This is a genomic window from Pseudoxanthomonas japonensis, from assembly GCF_043632995.1.
Classification (GTDB): domain Bacteria; phylum Pseudomonadota; class Gammaproteobacteria; order Xanthomonadales; family Xanthomonadaceae; genus Pseudoxanthomonas_A; species Pseudoxanthomonas_A japonensis.
Genome location: NZ_CP171632.1, coordinates 3674341 through 3688619 on the forward strand (window position 1 = coordinate 3674341; position 14279 = coordinate 3688619).

Here is a 14279-nt window from a genome sequence, read left to right on the forward strand (position 1 = left end):
CCCGGCGCCTGCCATCGGGAGGGCAACTCAGGGCGCCGGATGCGCGAGCGCGATCCAGTCGTCGGGCGTGTTGCAGTTGCGCAACGCCTGCGACCAACGTGCTGCGGGCAGGACCTGCGTCTCCACGCCGTGCTGCAGCGCGCGCAACGACCGCTCGCGGCCGGAACGCTGGCCGATGTCTTCCATCACGGCGCGCAGGCGATCGTCCATCCGCAGCCGCATCGGCAAGGCGTGGCCTTCCACGCAGGCGCACGTGGCGCCGGCGGCGAGCAAGGCATGCAGCAGGTCTGCGGACAGCAGTGGCATGTCCACCGGCACCACGATCCATGCGCCGTCGCGCAGGCGCGGGGCGAGTTGCGCCAGTGCGCCCATCGGTCCGGTATCGGGCGTCGCGTCGGGCACGCCGCCGATGTCCGGGCGATCACCGCTGACGATCACCTCGCTTGCGCCTGCGGTGAGCAGCAACGCACGCATATGCGTCAGCAACGTGCCGTCGCCCCAGGGCAGCACGGCCTTGTCCGTGCCCATGCGCGAGGAGCGCCCGCCCGCGAGCAGCACCGCACGCCACGCGGGCATTGGCTGGCTCACGCCGGCATCCACGCGGGGGGCCGCAGATGGCTCAACCCGTGCACCTGCACCGGCGTGCCTGCGACCACCTCACCGACATCGGCCGGCAGCGTGATCCATGCGCTTGCCTGCGAGAACGGCAGCAGGCGGAACGAGGCCTGCGCCGGCGCCACGTGCGCGCGCAGTCGACCATCTCGGTCGCACTGCAGCGTGCCGTGCAAGGCCGCATGCAGCCCGGTACGCGAGCGGCAGTCGTCGGCGAGCGGCAACCAGTGCGGCGTTTCCGGCGGCAAACCCAGCCAAGCGCGCACCAGTGGTTCGACAAGGAAGCGGAATCCCACCGCCGTCGACAGCGGATTGCCCGGCAGGCCGACGAACAGCGGCCCGTCGCGCAGCCGCGCGGCGAGCACCGGCTTGCCCGGGCGGATCGCCACGCCGTGGAAGAGGATCTCGGCGCCCCGCGCGCCCAGCGCGGACGGCACGAAGTCGTAACAGCCCTTCGACACTGCGCCCGTGCTGAGCACCAGGTCGACGTCCTCGGCGAGTGCGGCATCCAGCGCGGCCTGGAACGCGGCCACGTCGTCGCCCACGCGGACGATGCGCTGCACCTCGGCACCGGCGGCGGCGATGGCGAGCGCGAGATAAGGCGACGTCGCATCGTGGATGCCACCCGGTGGCAGCCGTTCGCCCGCCGCGACGATCTCGCGGCCCGTCGCCAGCACGGCCACGCGTGGACGCCGCGCCACCGGGATCCGGTCGATGCCCAGGCCGGCGATCAGCATCAGTGAGGCAGCATCGAGCACGTGTCCGGCCGGCAACACGGACTGCCCCGGCATCACGTCTTCGCCGCGGCGACGGATGTTCACGCCGGCCGCCACCTCGCCCAGCACGCGTATCCGCGACGCGCCCGAGGCCGACGCAGGCAACGCCTCGATCCGCTCCACCGGAACGACCGTATCGGCGCGCGCCGGCAACGGGGCACCGGTCATGATCTCCCACGCCAACGCGTCATCCTGCGGCGCAGGCTCGCCGGCGCCGATGCGCGCGCCGATCTCCCACGCCCGCCCATCCGGCACCGGCATGCCGCCGGTCGCGAGCGCCACGCCATCCAGTGCCGCATTGTCGAAAGGCGGCAGCGCCAGGTCGCTGACGATCGCCGCGGCCAGCACGCGGCCGAGCGCGTCGCCGGGCGCGAGCGCCTGCGTGCCGCGCAGGACCGCGCCGTCCGTCAGTCGTGCCACCGCGTCGTGGTACCCGATCACCCTGCCTCCTCGTCCCTGGCCTCACGGCGGGCACCAGCCTAGTGCGGCCCCATGCGCTTGCCAATCGTGGCGGACGGACGCGCCTTCACGCCGCTGAAGCCTGCGGCGGCGTGCCGCACCCGATTGACCCATGTCAAGGACAGCGCGGCGCGACCTGCCTAGGCTGCTCCCATGGCCAGCCTGTCCTCCCTTTTCGACCCCGACCTGCTGCGGCGCTACGACACGCCGGGGCCGCGCTACACCTCGTACCCCACCGCGCCGCAGTTCTCGCCGGACTTCGACGAGCCCGACCTGCGCGCGATGGCCGCGATCAGCAACGGCGACCCGATCCCGCGACCGCTGTCGCTGTACCTGCACATCCCGTTCTGCACCAGCCCGTGCTTCTACTGCGGCTGCAACCGCATCATCACCCGCGACACCGCACGCGGTGCGTCCTACCTCACCCGCCTCTACCGCGAGGTGGCGATGAGCTCGGCGCTGTTCGACCGCGACCGCGACGTGGAGCAGGTGCACTTCGGCGGCGGCACGCCGAACTTCCTGTCGCCGGCGCAGATCACCGAAGCGATGGACGTGCTGCGCCGGCACTACTCGTTCGCACCGGCATCGCGGCTGGACTGCTCGATCGAGCTGGATCCGCGCTTCGTCACCCCGGACGACATCGGCGAACTCGCCGCCGCCGGCTTCAATCGCGCCAGCCTGGGCGTGCAGGACTTCGATCCCGAGGTGCAGCGCGCGGTGAACCGCATCCAGAGCGTCGAGCAGACGATGGCGATCATCGACGCCTGCCGTACGCACGGCCTGCAGTCGGTCAACGTCGACCTGATCTACGGCCTGCCGAAGCAGACCCTGGCCGGCTTCTCGCGCACGCTCGACATCACCCTCGACGCGCGGCCCGACCGGCTGGCGATCTACAGCTACGCGCACATGCCGTCGCTGTTCCGCCCGCAGCAGCGCATCAATGCCGACGAACTGCCGGCGCCGGAAGACAAACTGGGTCTGCTGCAGTGCGCGATCGACAAGCTGGGCGAGGCGGGCTACGTCTACATCGGCATGGACCACTTCGCCCTGCCCAGCGACAGCCTGGCCATCGCGCAGCAGCGCGGTGGCCTGCACCGCAACTTCATGGGCTACACGACGCATGCCGAGAGCGATCTGGTCGGCCTGGGCGTCAGCGCGATCAGCCACATCGGCCCCAGCTTCAGCCAGAACCCGCGCGACCTCGGCAGCTGGGAACAGGCGATCGACCAGGGCCATCTGCCTGTCTGGCGCGGCATGCGGCTGGAGGAGGACGACGTGATCCGCGCCGACGTCATCCAGCAGCTGATGTGCCACGGCACGCTGGACTACTGCGACCTCGGCCGTCGCCACGTGATCGATTTCACGACGTACTTCGCCGATGCGCTGCAACGCTTGCGCCCGCTGCAGGACGATGGCCTGGTGCAGCTGGCCACCGACGGCCTGCGTGCGACCTCGCGGGGACGCCTGCTGTTGCGTATCATCGCGATGTGCTTCGACCGCTACCTGCCCACCACCGCAGCCTCGACGCCTCGCTTCTCGCGCACGGTCTGATCCTCCCGGGAGTGTCCGCATGACCTCGCCGCTGGTCTTTCCGCGCACCGACGCGAGCATCGTCGCCGACGACGGCGATTCGCTGACCTTCTGTTCCACCTGTGCGTTCTCGCAGGCCTGCCTCTCCGAGGGCATGGACAAGCGCGCGTTGATGGACCTGCACGTGCTGGTCGAACACGTCGGTCCACTGCGAGCGGGCGAACACGTGTTCCGCGAGGGCGATCCGTTCGGCGCCATCGCCGCGGTGCGCGCCGGTACGGTGAAGACCTACCAGATCGACCGCAACGGGCACGAACAGGTCCTCGGCTTCCACCTGCCCGGCGAAGTGATCGGCCTCAACGCGATCCACGGCGACCGGTACCCATGCAACGCCATCGCGCTGGATACGGTGATGCTGTGCCGCTTCTCGTTCCCCAAGATCGCGATGCTGGCCACCCGCCTGCCCAACCTGCAGCAGCACCTGTTCAAGCTGATGAGCCACGACATCGGCGTGGCCTCGCTGTTCGCGCGTGACAACACCGCCGACGAGCGCATGGCCGCGTTCCTGATCGGCCTGTCGCGACGGCTGGCCGCGCGCGGCTTCTCGCCGCGCCGGTTCCAGCTGACGATGGCACGCACCGACATCGCCAACTACCTGCGCCAGGCGCCGGAAACGGTCAGCCGCGTGCTGCGCCGGTTCGAAAAGGACGGCCTGCTGCACATCAAGCAGCGCGACGTCGAGATCCTCGACCTGCCCCGCCTGGAAGCCCTCGCGCTGACCGTGCTGCGGGAGTGAGCGTGGCTGCCGGCGTGGGAGCGACGTCAGTCGCAAGCCTGTCCTTCGGGAGCTGCACACGATCGCGACTGACGTCGCTCCCACGAGGCAACGCCGACTATTCCCTGCCGGCTTGACCTGCGTCATGGAGGCCCCCGGCCGGCGCGCCGATGATGCGGCCGTTCCTCCAGGAGAGCCGCATCATGAATTCGACACGCAAGTTGTGGGTGGGGTTGGCGGCCCTGCTCATTGCGTCGTTCGCCGTCCTGCTCTGGGTCGGCAGCGAAGTACACCGCCAGGCGCCACCCATGCCGGAGCAGGTCGTCGCCGACGACGGCACGGTGGTCTATACGCGCAAGGACATCGAAACCGGTCGCCAGGTCTGGCAGTCCATCGGTGGCCAGCAGCTGGGCTCCATCTGGGGTCACGGCGGCTACGTCGCGCCCGACTGGGGCGCCGACTGGCTGCACCGCGAAGCCGAGGCCGTGCTGGATTTGTGGGCCAAGCGCGACGCCGGCGTCGACAGCTACAAGCACCTCGACGAAGCCACCCAGGCCGCCTACGCCAAGCGCGTGCAGCAGCTGCTGCGGCCGAACACCTATGACGAAGCCACGGGCACCGTGCACGTCAGCAACGACCGCGCGCTCGCGATCGCGCAGGTGGCGTCGCACTACACCGACCTGTTCAGCGACGACCCGGGGACCGCCGAGCTGCGCGAGGCGTATGCCATGCGCAACAACACCGTGCCCGATGCCGAGCATCGCCGCCAGCTGACCGCGTTCTACTGGTGGGCGGCGTGGTCGTCGGTGACCGAGCGTCCGGGCGCAGAGATCAGCTACACGGCCAACTGGCCGGCGGACGAGCTGGTCGGCAACACGCCGCCACCGAGCGCCTTCATGTGGACGGTCTTCAGCGTGCTGTTCCTGATCCTCGGCGTTGCACTGCTGGGGTGGCACTACGCGGTCAACCACGGCGACGAGATGGCACCGGTGCTGCCAAAGACCGATCCGCTCGCGAAGATCAGGATCACCCCGTCGATGCGCGCCACCGCGAAGTACTTCTGGGTGGTCATCGCGCTGTTCGTGGTGCAGATCCTGCTGGGCGCGATCACCGCGCACTACCAGGTGGAAGGCCAGGAGGCCTACGGCTTCGCGCTGGCCGACATCCTGCCGTACTCGCTGACCCGTACCTGGCATACGCAACTCGCGGTGCTGTGGATCGCGACCGCATGGCTGGGCATGGGCCTGTACATCGGTCCGGCGATCTCCGGACATGAGCCGAGATTCCAGAGGGTGGGCGTCAATTTCCTGTGGACATGCCTGCTGATCATCGTGGTCGGTGCGTTCACCGGTCAGTGGTTCGCGGTGATGCAGAAGCTGGGGCTGGAGCACAACTTCTGGTTCGGCCACCAGGGCTGGGAATACGTCGACCTCGGCCGCTTCTGGCAATGGTTCCTGTTCGTCGGCCTGACCCTGTGGCTGGTGCTGGTGGGCCGTGCGCTGTGGCCGGCAATCCGCCATGGCGGCGAATCGCGCAGCATCGTCAGCCTGCTGTTCCTGTCCACCGTCGCCATCGGCCTGTTCTATGCGGCCGGCCTGATGTGGGGCGAGCACACGCACCTGTCGATGGTCGAGTACTGGCGCTGGTGGGTCGTGCACCTGTGGGTGGAGGGCTTCTTCGAGGTCTTCGCGGTGGCGGTGATCGCCTTCCTGTTCACCCGCCTGGGCCTGCTGCAGACGAAGAGCGCCACGGTCGCGGTGCTGTTCGCGACCATCGTGTTCATGGCCGGCGGCGTGCTGGGCACGCTGCACCACCTGTACTTCACCGGCACGCCGACGGCGGTAATCGCCATCGGCGCGAGCTTCTCCGCATTGGAAGTGGTACCGCTGGCCTACGTGGGCTTCGAGGCCTACCACAGCTGGAAGATGGGCAAGGCCACGCCGTGGATGCAGCGTTACCGCTGGCCGATCATGTTCTTCATCGCGGTGGCGTTCTGGAACCTGGTGGGCGCGGGCCTGTTCGGCTTCCTGATCAATCCGCCGCTGCCGCTGTACTACATGCAGGGCCTGAACCTGACCCCGAACCACGGCCACACGGCGCTGTTCGGCGTGTACGGCATGCTCGGCATCGGCCTGATGCTGTTCTGCCTGCGCGGTCTGAAGCCGGACGTGGTGTGGAACGAGAAGCTGCTGAAGACCGCGTTCTGGTCGCTCAACATCGGCCTGGGCGGCATGTCGCTGCTGACGCTGTTGCCGCTGGGCATCCTGCAGCTCAACGCGGCGCTGGAGCACGGTTACTGGTTCGCGCGCTCGGCGGAGTTCATGCAGCAGCCGATCGTGGACATGCTGGTGTGGATGCGCGTTCCGGCCGACACGCTCTTCAGCGTGGGCGCCCTGTCGCTGGTGTGGTTCGTGGTCAGCCTGTGGCTGTCCCCGCGCCGCGAGCCCCTGCCGGTCGCACAAGCGAACGAAGCCTGACCCTGGAACCGGCCCCTCCGGGTGGGGAGGCCGGGCCACCTGCTGCGGGTTGCAGCAAGAGAGCCGCGACAGCGGCTCTCTTTTTTTCGCAGGCATAGGAGGGGGAATCCTTCTCCCCGTTCACGGGGAGAAGGTGGCCGAAGGCCGGATGAGGGGCACCGAAGCTGCAGACCCACGTGCGTCCGGAAGCTCTCCCGGCGCAACGTCCACATCCCTCACTCGACGCGCGCATGCACGAACATGCCGATTCCCGACGAACGGCGCAGAGCCGATGGTGCGCGGCCCCGCTGATCGCGTTATGGTCCCTCACGGGGTGAGAAGGGAAGCCACATGGGACGTGGTCATCGCGGTTTCATCGACAATCTTGCTGCGCTGCCTTGGCCTGTCGGGCTATGTGTAGGGGGCATCGGCTATATAGCCATCGCACACGGCATCCCGCTGCTGTTCGCACGCGACAGTGCGATGGGCGTCGCCTACCGGGATTCCAATCCATTCCTGCCGCTGGCGTGGGCCTTCCTCGGCCTGTGCGTGATCGCGGCCGGCATGTCGTTCTTCGATGCGCGGCGCAAGCGCCGGTTGCTGGATACGCGCACCGGCCTGGACAGCGTGACCACCCTGGGTTGGCGCGATTTCGAGCGGTTGGTGGGCGAGGCGTTCCGCCGCCGCGGCTACGCCGTGGAAGAAACGGGCCTGGGGGGCGCCGATGGCGGTATCGATCTGGTGCTGCGCCGCGAGGGCCGGCGCATCCTGGTGCAGTGCAAGCAGTGGCGGCGCGAGCGTGTACCGGTCAGCGTGGTGCGCGAAATGTACGGGTTGCTGGCGCATCACCGTGCGGATGAAGTGCGCATCGCGGCACTGGGGGGATTCACGCCGGATGCGGCGCGGTTTGCGGATGGCAAACCGATTGAACTGATCGATGGGCCCGCCTTGCTGGCGATGATCCGGGGTGCGCAGCGTACAGGTGGTGCTGCAGAAGGCATGCAGGCAAAGGTCGAGCCAGTGCTCGGCGCAGAGGGATTGCGGGACTCTTCCGCGCCGTCCTGTCCGCACTGCGATACGCCCATGGTGCGCAGGAACAATCGGCGCACGGGCGAAGGGTTCTGGGGGTGCCCGGCGTTTCCGGTATGCAGGGGAACGCGGTGAGGCCATCCACGTGTCGTTGAGCGCTTCAACCAGCGGCAAAAGGAGAAAGGCATCCTTCTTTTGAAAGACGGTGGATTCAATGATTGCCAGGTCGCACAGCCGGCCATCTCCATGTTTACCGTTGTCAATATGAAGCCCGAACTTGGCCCGGTTCGAGAGGCGTTTCTTTTGAAATGAGCGAAGGTTTATGGGCCAGCACAGCCCAAGCAAGCGCTTCCCCCGGGTGCGGCCTTTGGCTTTTCCCCGGCCACTTGCTACGGCCTCGCGCGACGTTCTGACAGCGATTGGTGCCGGACGCCGGACGTGGCGCCGGAAGGCTTCACGATCCTGCGCTGATCAGTGCGAACACCCACCGCAGCACTGCCCGGCCTTGTGGCCGCGCGGTTCGGCGTCGCCGGCTTCGGCGTGTTCACCGACGTCCTTGAGGATCGCGACCACGCGCTCGGTCGGCAGCGTGGTCATCACCATCAGACGGCCGGTGCCGGATTCCAGGGTGACTTCGGCTTCCGGGTCCCAGGCGCGCAGCGCCTCGGTCATGGCCTGCTGGCGTTGTTCGGAGGTGGAGTGGGCGGGGTGGTCGGACATCGGGCTTCCTGTGTTCGTCGTGGTCGGCGCGCGGTTGCGCGGATGGCGCGACTGTAGGCGCTGACCGCCCGGCCGGCCTTGACCCGGATCAAGGCCATCGCGGGCGACGAATCGTCGCCCGCCTGATCCACGTCAAGGCGATGCCGCGCGCCCGCGCGCACGCTGGCCGCATGAAGATCGACATCGTCGCCCCGCCCCGCTCCCGCACCGCCGTCCCGTTGCCCGGCCCCTCGCCCGCATGGCTCGCGCATGCGCCGCACCGGCTGATGTTCTTCATCGGCGCCGGCAACGTGCTGCTGGCGATGCTGTGGTGGACGCTGTGGCTGGTCGCCACGCGCTGGGGCCTGTGGACGATGCCCGAGACGCCGATCTATGCGGGTTGGCTGCATGCGTTCCTGATGCAGTACCTGGTGCTGCCGAGCTTCATCTTCGGCTTCCTGCTGACCGTGTTCCCGCGCTGGATGGGCATGCCCGACCTGAAGCGCTGGCATTACGTGCCGGTCGGTCTGGGCCTGATGGGCGGACAGCTGGCGATCCTGCTGGGCGTGGCCGGCTGGCAGGCGGGACTGACCGTCGGCCTGTGGATGGCACTCGCCGGCTGGACCGCGGCACTGCTGACGCTGGGCCGCCTGCTTGCCGACGACACCGCGACGACCTGGCATGCGCGCTCGTGCTTCGCCGGCCTGTTGCTGGGCTGGCTGGGGCTGGCGATGTTCATCGCCTTTGCGCTGTTCGCATCGCCGACATGGGCGTTCGCCAGCATCAAGCTGGGCGGCTTCGGGTTGCTGCTGCCGGTCTACGTGACGGTGGCGCACCGCATGTTCCCGTTCTTCGCCGGCAACGTGGTGCCGGGCTATGTGCCGTGGCGATCGCTGCGGTGGCTGGGCGCGGTGTGGGCGTTGCTGATGGCGCACCTCGGCCTGGAACTGGTGCATGCCTACGCGTGGCTGTGGCTGGCCGACGTGCCGCTGCTGGTGCTGACCGCGTGGGCGGTGCATCGCTGGTGGCCGCGCGGGCGCATGCCGGGGCTGCTGGCGGTGCTGTTCATCGGCACGGCCTGGCTGCCGATCACCTTCCTGCTGTACGTGGTGCAGAGCGTGACGTTCCTGGCGACGGACGAGTTCATCCTCGGACGTGCGCCGATGCATGCGATGTTCGTCGGCTTCTTCGGCAGCCTGCTGGTGGCCATGGTCACGCGCGTGACGCAGGGCCACTCCGGGCGACCGCTGGCGATGACGAAGGTGGCGTGGTTCGCGTTCGTCGCCATCCAGGTGGTCGCCGTGATGCGCATCGTCGCCGACCTCGCGCCGGATGCGATGGCGTGGCAGGCCGCCGCCGCCGTCGGCTGGCTGCTGGCACTGGCGCCCTGGGTGGGGCGCATCGGCGGCATCTACCTGAGTCCGCGCGCGGATGGGCGGCCGGGATGAGCGCCATGATGACCTTCTATCCCGACATCAAGCTGGTCCACGTGGCGGCGGCGATGACCAGCGGCACGCTGTTCGCTCTGCGCGCGCTCGGCCTGCTCGCCGGCATGCGCTGGCCACGCGCGGCGCTGGTGCGTTACACCAGCTACACCATCGACACCGTGCTGCTGACCGGCGCGATGATGCTGCTGACGATCCTGCCGGCGGGGCTGTTCGCCAACGGCTGGCTGGTGGCGAAGATCGTGTTCGTGGTCGCCTACGTCGGCCTCGGCATCGCGGCGTTCCGTCCCTCGTGGAGCGTCGGTGCACGTGCGGGCCTGGTGACGGCCGCCCTGCTGTGTTTCCTGCAGGTGTACGGCATCGCGCGGGCGCACGATCCCCGGGGATGGCTGCTGTGGCTGACCGGCTGACGGACATGGACAGCACGTTCGACACCGCGATGCTGCCCGAGACCTTCGGCACCTGCGCCTGCTGTGTGCGCGAGTCGCTGGATGCAGCCGGGGTGTCGCTCGCGTGCGCGCAGGTCGCCGACGATGCGGAGGTCGATGCGTGGCGCATGAGCTGACCCTGCTGCGACTGGACCTGCGCGACCTGCCTGCACCGGAACCGATGGAGCGCATCCTCGACAGCCTCTGCACCCTGCGGCGCGGCGAACGGCTGGTGGCGCTGACACCTCGCCCGCCGGTGCCGCTGCTGCCGATCCTCGATGAGGGCGGCTTCGCCTACCACGTGTATGCCGCGGCCACCGGAACCGCCTGCATCGCCATCTGCCACGCCGAGGACCGGGACGCCCTGCATCCGCCGCGCGCGGCATGAGCGGCCTCGCCTTCGCGCGGGCGCCGTCACCGGCGCTGCCGATACGCTTCCTGTCCACGGCATTGGCCTGGGGCATCGTGGCGGGCCTGTGGCTGGCGTGGCACGGCGACGCCGTCGTGCTGTCGCGCTGGACGCCGGCCACGCTGGTGCTCGTGCACATGCTGACGCTGGGCCTGCTCGGCAACGGGATGCTGGGCAGCCTGGTGCAGTTCCTGCCGGTGGCCGCGGGAAGCCCATTGCCGTGCGCACGATGCGTGCCGTGGCTGCACGGTGCGTTCAACGTGGGGCTGATGGCGTTGCTGGCCACGCTGGCATGGCAGCTGCGCGCGTTGGCATGGCCTGCGGGTGGACTGCTCGGCGTGTCGCTGGTGATGTTCGCGACGCTCGCGCTGGTCGCAGTGGCGCGCGGGAACGGCGAGCGCGTGGTCCGTGACGGCATCGGCCTGGCGCTGATCGCGCTGGTGGCCACGACGTTCCTCGGGCTGGTGCTGCTCGCAGCGCGCACTGGATGGCGTGTGCCCGCGCCACCTGGTCTGGTGGATCTGCATGCGGTGTTCGGCACGCTGGGCTGGATCCTGGGCCTGCTGGCCGCCGTGAGCAGCATCACGCTGCCGATGCTGCAGGGCACGCATGCAGTGTCGCCCGTGGCGTCACGCATTTGGCAGGCGAGCCTGCTGGCAACCCTCGGCATCGTGGCTGCCGCACAGGTGAGGCTACTGCCCGATGCTGCGTGGCGCGTGGCGGCATGGCCCTTCGCCGTCTTCGGCATTGCCGCGTTCGTATTGCAGGCACGCGCACCGCATCGCCGCAATCCCACGTTGCGCCGGTTCTGGCAAGCGGGCTGCACAGCCCTGCTTGCCGCAAGCGTCACCGCCATGTGGTCCGGCACGTCGTTGTTGCTGGTCAGCACGCTGGTCCTCGGCGTCGGCCTGCCGCTGCTGATGGTTGGCATGGCGCTGGAGATCACCGCCTTCCTCACCTGGATCGCGCTGCGCCAGCGCGTGCCGCGCGGCATCCGCGTGCCGGGCGTGGGCAGCCTGTTCGAAGAAGCGGACAAGCGGCGCGCGTTCGCCGTGCATGTCATCGCTGGCGCACTGCTGATGATGGTCACGCTCGCCCCTGTCCTCACCCGCACCGCGGGCTTCGCGGTCGCGCTCGCCTATGCGGTGAGCCTGCACGGGCAACGGCGCTGCTGGCGCCAGGCGACGACGTGGCAGCGCGACGATGGCTGATTCGCCAGCGCTGCTCGCACACGGGAGATTCTGAACAACAGACCCCGTTCGTGGTGAGCCTGTCGAACCACGCTCTTTGCGATAGATCAGAGCAGCCATGGCCGCCCTGCTTCCGCTTGAAAAGCGTGGTTCGACAGGCTCACCACGAACGGCAGAGGGATCACGGCGAACGGCGTAGGGGCCACGGCGAACTGCATGGGGCTGCTTCCTGCGACGGTTCCCCCGCCGACTCCCTCGCGTCAGTAGCGCAGGTTGAGCTTCACCCAGGCGGTGCGGCCCGGCTCGCCGATGCGCACCGGATCGGCCGGATAGCCGAACGCGCTGTTGCCACCCAGGTTGAGGTGCTCGCTGTAGGCGCGGTCGAACAGGTTGTCGATGCCGGCCGTGAGCTGCACCGCATCGCTGAACCGGTAGCCGCCATTGAGCGAGAACACCGCGAAGCCGGCACTCGGCCCGAGGTCGCGGCCGACGATGTTGCCCTGGCTCGTGCTGACGCGATCCTGCGATGCCGCCACGCGCCACAGCGCGCCCCACGTCCACGCGCCCTGCTCGCGACTGGCGGACAGGCGCGCCTCCAGCGGGGGCATCTGCGGCAGCGCGGTGCCCGTGTCGCGCACCTCGCCCCAGGCGTACGACAGTGCACCGGACAGCTTCCAGCCGTCGGCGGGCCGCCAGTCGACACCGGCCTCGCCGCCGCGGATGGCGGCGTCGACGTTGTGCGCCTGCGTGGTGCTGCCCATCATCCCGCGGGCGTAGTCGAACAGGATGAAGTCCTGCACGCGCCCGGCGTACAGCGAGGCCCAGGCATCGACCTTGCTGCCCTTGTACTGCACGCCGATGTCGAGCTGCGTGGTGCGTTCGGGCTGCACGCCGGCGAAGGCGTTCGCTGCGCCGGCCGGGCCGCGCGTCGGCGAGAACAGTTCCCAGTAGTCGGGCATCCGCTGGGTGTGGCCGATACCGGCGTAGGCGCCCCAGCGGCCGCCCATGTCGTACTCGTAGCGCACGAAGGCACTGGGCAGCGTGTCTTCGCGCGCCATGCCGGCGGTGGGATTCGGCATCGGCATCATGCCTCCGGTACGCAGGCGCAGGTCCTCCACCTTGGCGCGATCGAGGCGCACGCCGCTCATCAGGTGATGGGTGTCGGTGATGTGCCAATGCGACTCGGCGAACACGCCCCAGGTCTGGAACTTCGCATCGACCGTCCACGGCAGCGCGCGGTAGGCACCACGACCCGACGCACTGCGCTGGCTGTGCCGGCTCGCACGCAGATCGGCACCAGCGGTCACTTCCCACCGATCCGCCTGCCACGTGGTCGCCACACGACCGCCGCGCGTGCGGTGGGCCACGTTGCTGGCCATCGGCCTGGGCATGCTGCCGGTCGGGTCCGGATCGCGCAGCGTGTAGTTGTCCATCACGTGATCCACGTCGTTCTGGTAGACGTTGGCCACCACGGCATCGAGCACGCCGCCGATGCGCTTCTTCTCGAAGCGCACGCCCAGGCTGTCGCGCCTGAACTGCGCGCCATCCATGCCACGACCGGCATAGCGCGCCTGCGCGTCGCCGGTGCCAGCGCTAAGTTCCAGTACCGTGTCCTCGTCCGGCGTCCAGCCCAGCGCGGCGTCGGCGTTCCACTTCTTCCATGCTGACGGCACCACGTCGCCGTTGCCGTCCTCGTAGTCGTCGGCTTCGGAGCGGTTGGCGGATACGCGCGCATAGCCGCGCGGCGTACCGGCGCTGATGTCGAGCACCTGGTCGTTGCGGTTGCCGCTGCCGACCAGCGCGCTGCCGGAGGCCTGCACGCCGGGCTCGGCGAAGTACGGGATTTCGCGCTCGAAGCGCACCGTGCCGGCGGATGCACCGCCGCCCCACAGCACCGTCTGCGGCCCCTTGATGACGATCAGGCGGTCGTAGGTTTCCGGCGCGATGTAGGACAGCGCATTGTCCATGCGCGACGGGCAGGCGCCGCTCATCGCGCCGTCGTTGGTCATCAGGTTGATGCGCGAGCCGAACATGCCGCGCAGCACCGGATCGCCGTTGGTGCCGCCGCTGCGCAGCGTGGCGAAGCCGGGGATGGTCTTCAAGTAGTCCGCACCGTCGCTGGCCGGTACCGGCTGGCGCGGCAGCTTGGGGTCGGTGATGAAGGTGGTCGCCATCGCGGGTGCGACACCGACCACGACGATGCCGTCCAGCGTGGTCGTCGCCATCGTGTCGGCATGCATCGCGACGTGCGCATCGTCCGCGTGCGCCAGTGGCATGTTCGCGAGTGCGCCCAGCAGGGCGACGGTCAACAGATGACGGTTCATGACGCCTCTCCTCGTGTGATGCCGCCATTCTCGTGACGCACCCTGGAGTGCAGATGCGACGCGTTGTCGCAGGCATGGCGACGCTTGACTTTGGTCAAGCCCGCGCACGAATCCCTGCGTCCGACCCCGTCGGATTGATCGAGATCA

At 68.9% G+C, this 14279-nt stretch carries 13 protein-coding genes; 9 read left to right on the top strand and 4 right to left on the bottom strand.

Translation table 11 applies throughout. The features are described 5' to 3' along the window. Window positions 1-27 precede the first annotated feature (27 nt). Together ACGHX3_RS17300 and ACGHX3_RS17305 are read right to left on the bottom strand one after the other, a co-directional pair. The gene (locus tag ACGHX3_RS17300; protein WP_213605319.1) at window positions 28-588 is read right to left on the bottom strand and encodes a molybdenum cofactor guanylyltransferase; all 561 of its coding nucleotides are present in this window, start codon (window positions 586-588) and stop codon (window positions 28-30) included. Then, a complete protein-coding gene (locus ACGHX3_RS17305; protein ID WP_213605320.1) occupies window positions 585-1829 on the bottom strand; it encodes a molybdopterin molybdotransferase MoeA in 1245 nt (414 codons plus the stop codon). Before ACGHX3_RS17305 ends, ACGHX3_RS17300 begins: the two co-directional genes overlap by 4 nt. Before the next feature lie 171 nt (window positions 1830-2000). On the opposite strand from ACGHX3_RS17305, the gene hemN reads away from it, so the two are divergent. The 4 genes from hemN (at window position 2001) to ACGHX3_RS17325 (ending at window position 7772) form a co-directional block, all read left to right on the top strand. Beyond that, the gene (gene hemN, locus ACGHX3_RS17310; protein ID WP_394695711.1) at window positions 2001-3398 is read left to right on the top strand and encodes an oxygen-independent coproporphyrinogen III oxidase; all 1398 of its coding nucleotides are present in this window, start codon (window positions 2001-2003) and stop codon (window positions 3396-3398) included. Window positions 3399-3417: 19 nt separating this feature from the next. Next, window positions 3418-4173 (top strand): helix-turn-helix domain-containing protein, encoded by a 756-nt coding sequence (locus ACGHX3_RS17315; protein WP_162339255.1) that lies wholly within the window; start codon window positions 3418-3420, stop codon window positions 4171-4173. Between the two features lie 182 nt (window positions 4174-4355). Further along, entirely contained in the window at window positions 4356-6629 is a 2274-nt protein-coding gene (locus ACGHX3_RS17320) for a nitric-oxide reductase large subunit (RefSeq protein WP_213605322.1), read from the top strand. A 330-nt stretch (window positions 6630-6959) separates the two neighbouring features. After that, window positions 6960-7772 (top strand): restriction endonuclease, encoded by an 813-nt coding sequence (locus ACGHX3_RS17325; RefSeq protein ID WP_213605323.1) that lies wholly within the window; start codon window positions 6960-6962, stop codon window positions 7770-7772. Between the two features lie 336 nt (window positions 7773-8108). On the opposite strand, the gene ACGHX3_RS17330 is transcribed toward ACGHX3_RS17325, so the two are convergent. Continuing rightward, a complete protein-coding gene (locus ACGHX3_RS17330) occupies window positions 8109-8357 on the bottom strand; it encodes a hypothetical protein (protein WP_213605324.1) in 249 nt (82 codons plus the stop codon). A gap of 170 nt (window positions 8358-8527) precedes the next feature. Here ACGHX3_RS17330 and ACGHX3_RS17335 point away from each other — a divergent pair, with 170 nt between their 5' ends. From ACGHX3_RS17335 to ACGHX3_RS17355, 5 genes are read left to right on the top strand one after another with little or no spacing between them, the layout of a single operon-like run. Beyond that, complete coding sequence (locus ACGHX3_RS17335; RefSeq protein WP_394695712.1) at window positions 8528-9784, top strand: NnrS family protein; 1257 nt, start codon at window positions 8528-8530, stop codon at window positions 9782-9784. A 5-nt stretch (window positions 9785-9789) separates the two neighbouring features. Further along, window positions 9790-10191, top strand: coding sequence for a SirB2 family protein (locus ACGHX3_RS17340; RefSeq protein WP_213605326.1), 402 nt, complete (start codon window positions 9790-9792; stop codon window positions 10189-10191). Between the two features lie 5 nt (window positions 10192-10196). Beyond that, entirely contained in the window at window positions 10197-10346 is a 150-nt protein-coding gene (locus ACGHX3_RS17345) for a hypothetical protein (protein WP_213605327.1), read from the top strand. Next, the gene (locus tag ACGHX3_RS17350; RefSeq protein ID WP_162339248.1) at window positions 10331-10597 is read left to right on the top strand and encodes a DUF2249 domain-containing protein; all 267 of its coding nucleotides are present in this window, start codon (window positions 10331-10333) and stop codon (window positions 10595-10597) included. Before ACGHX3_RS17345 ends, ACGHX3_RS17350 begins: the two co-directional genes overlap by 16 nt. Further along, window positions 10594-11829, top strand: a complete 1236-nt coding sequence (locus tag ACGHX3_RS17355) for a hypothetical protein (protein ID WP_394695713.1) — start codon at window positions 10594-10596, stop codon at window positions 11827-11829. Before ACGHX3_RS17350 ends, ACGHX3_RS17355 begins: the two co-directional genes overlap by 4 nt. A 239-nt stretch (window positions 11830-12068) precedes the next feature. Here ACGHX3_RS17355 and ACGHX3_RS17360 read toward each other — a convergent pair whose 3' ends face one another. Then, window positions 12069-14132 (bottom strand): TonB-dependent copper receptor, encoded by a 2064-nt coding sequence (locus ACGHX3_RS17360; RefSeq protein ID WP_213605329.1) that lies wholly within the window; start codon window positions 14130-14132, stop codon window positions 12069-12071. Window positions 14133-14279: the final 147 nt, after the last annotated feature.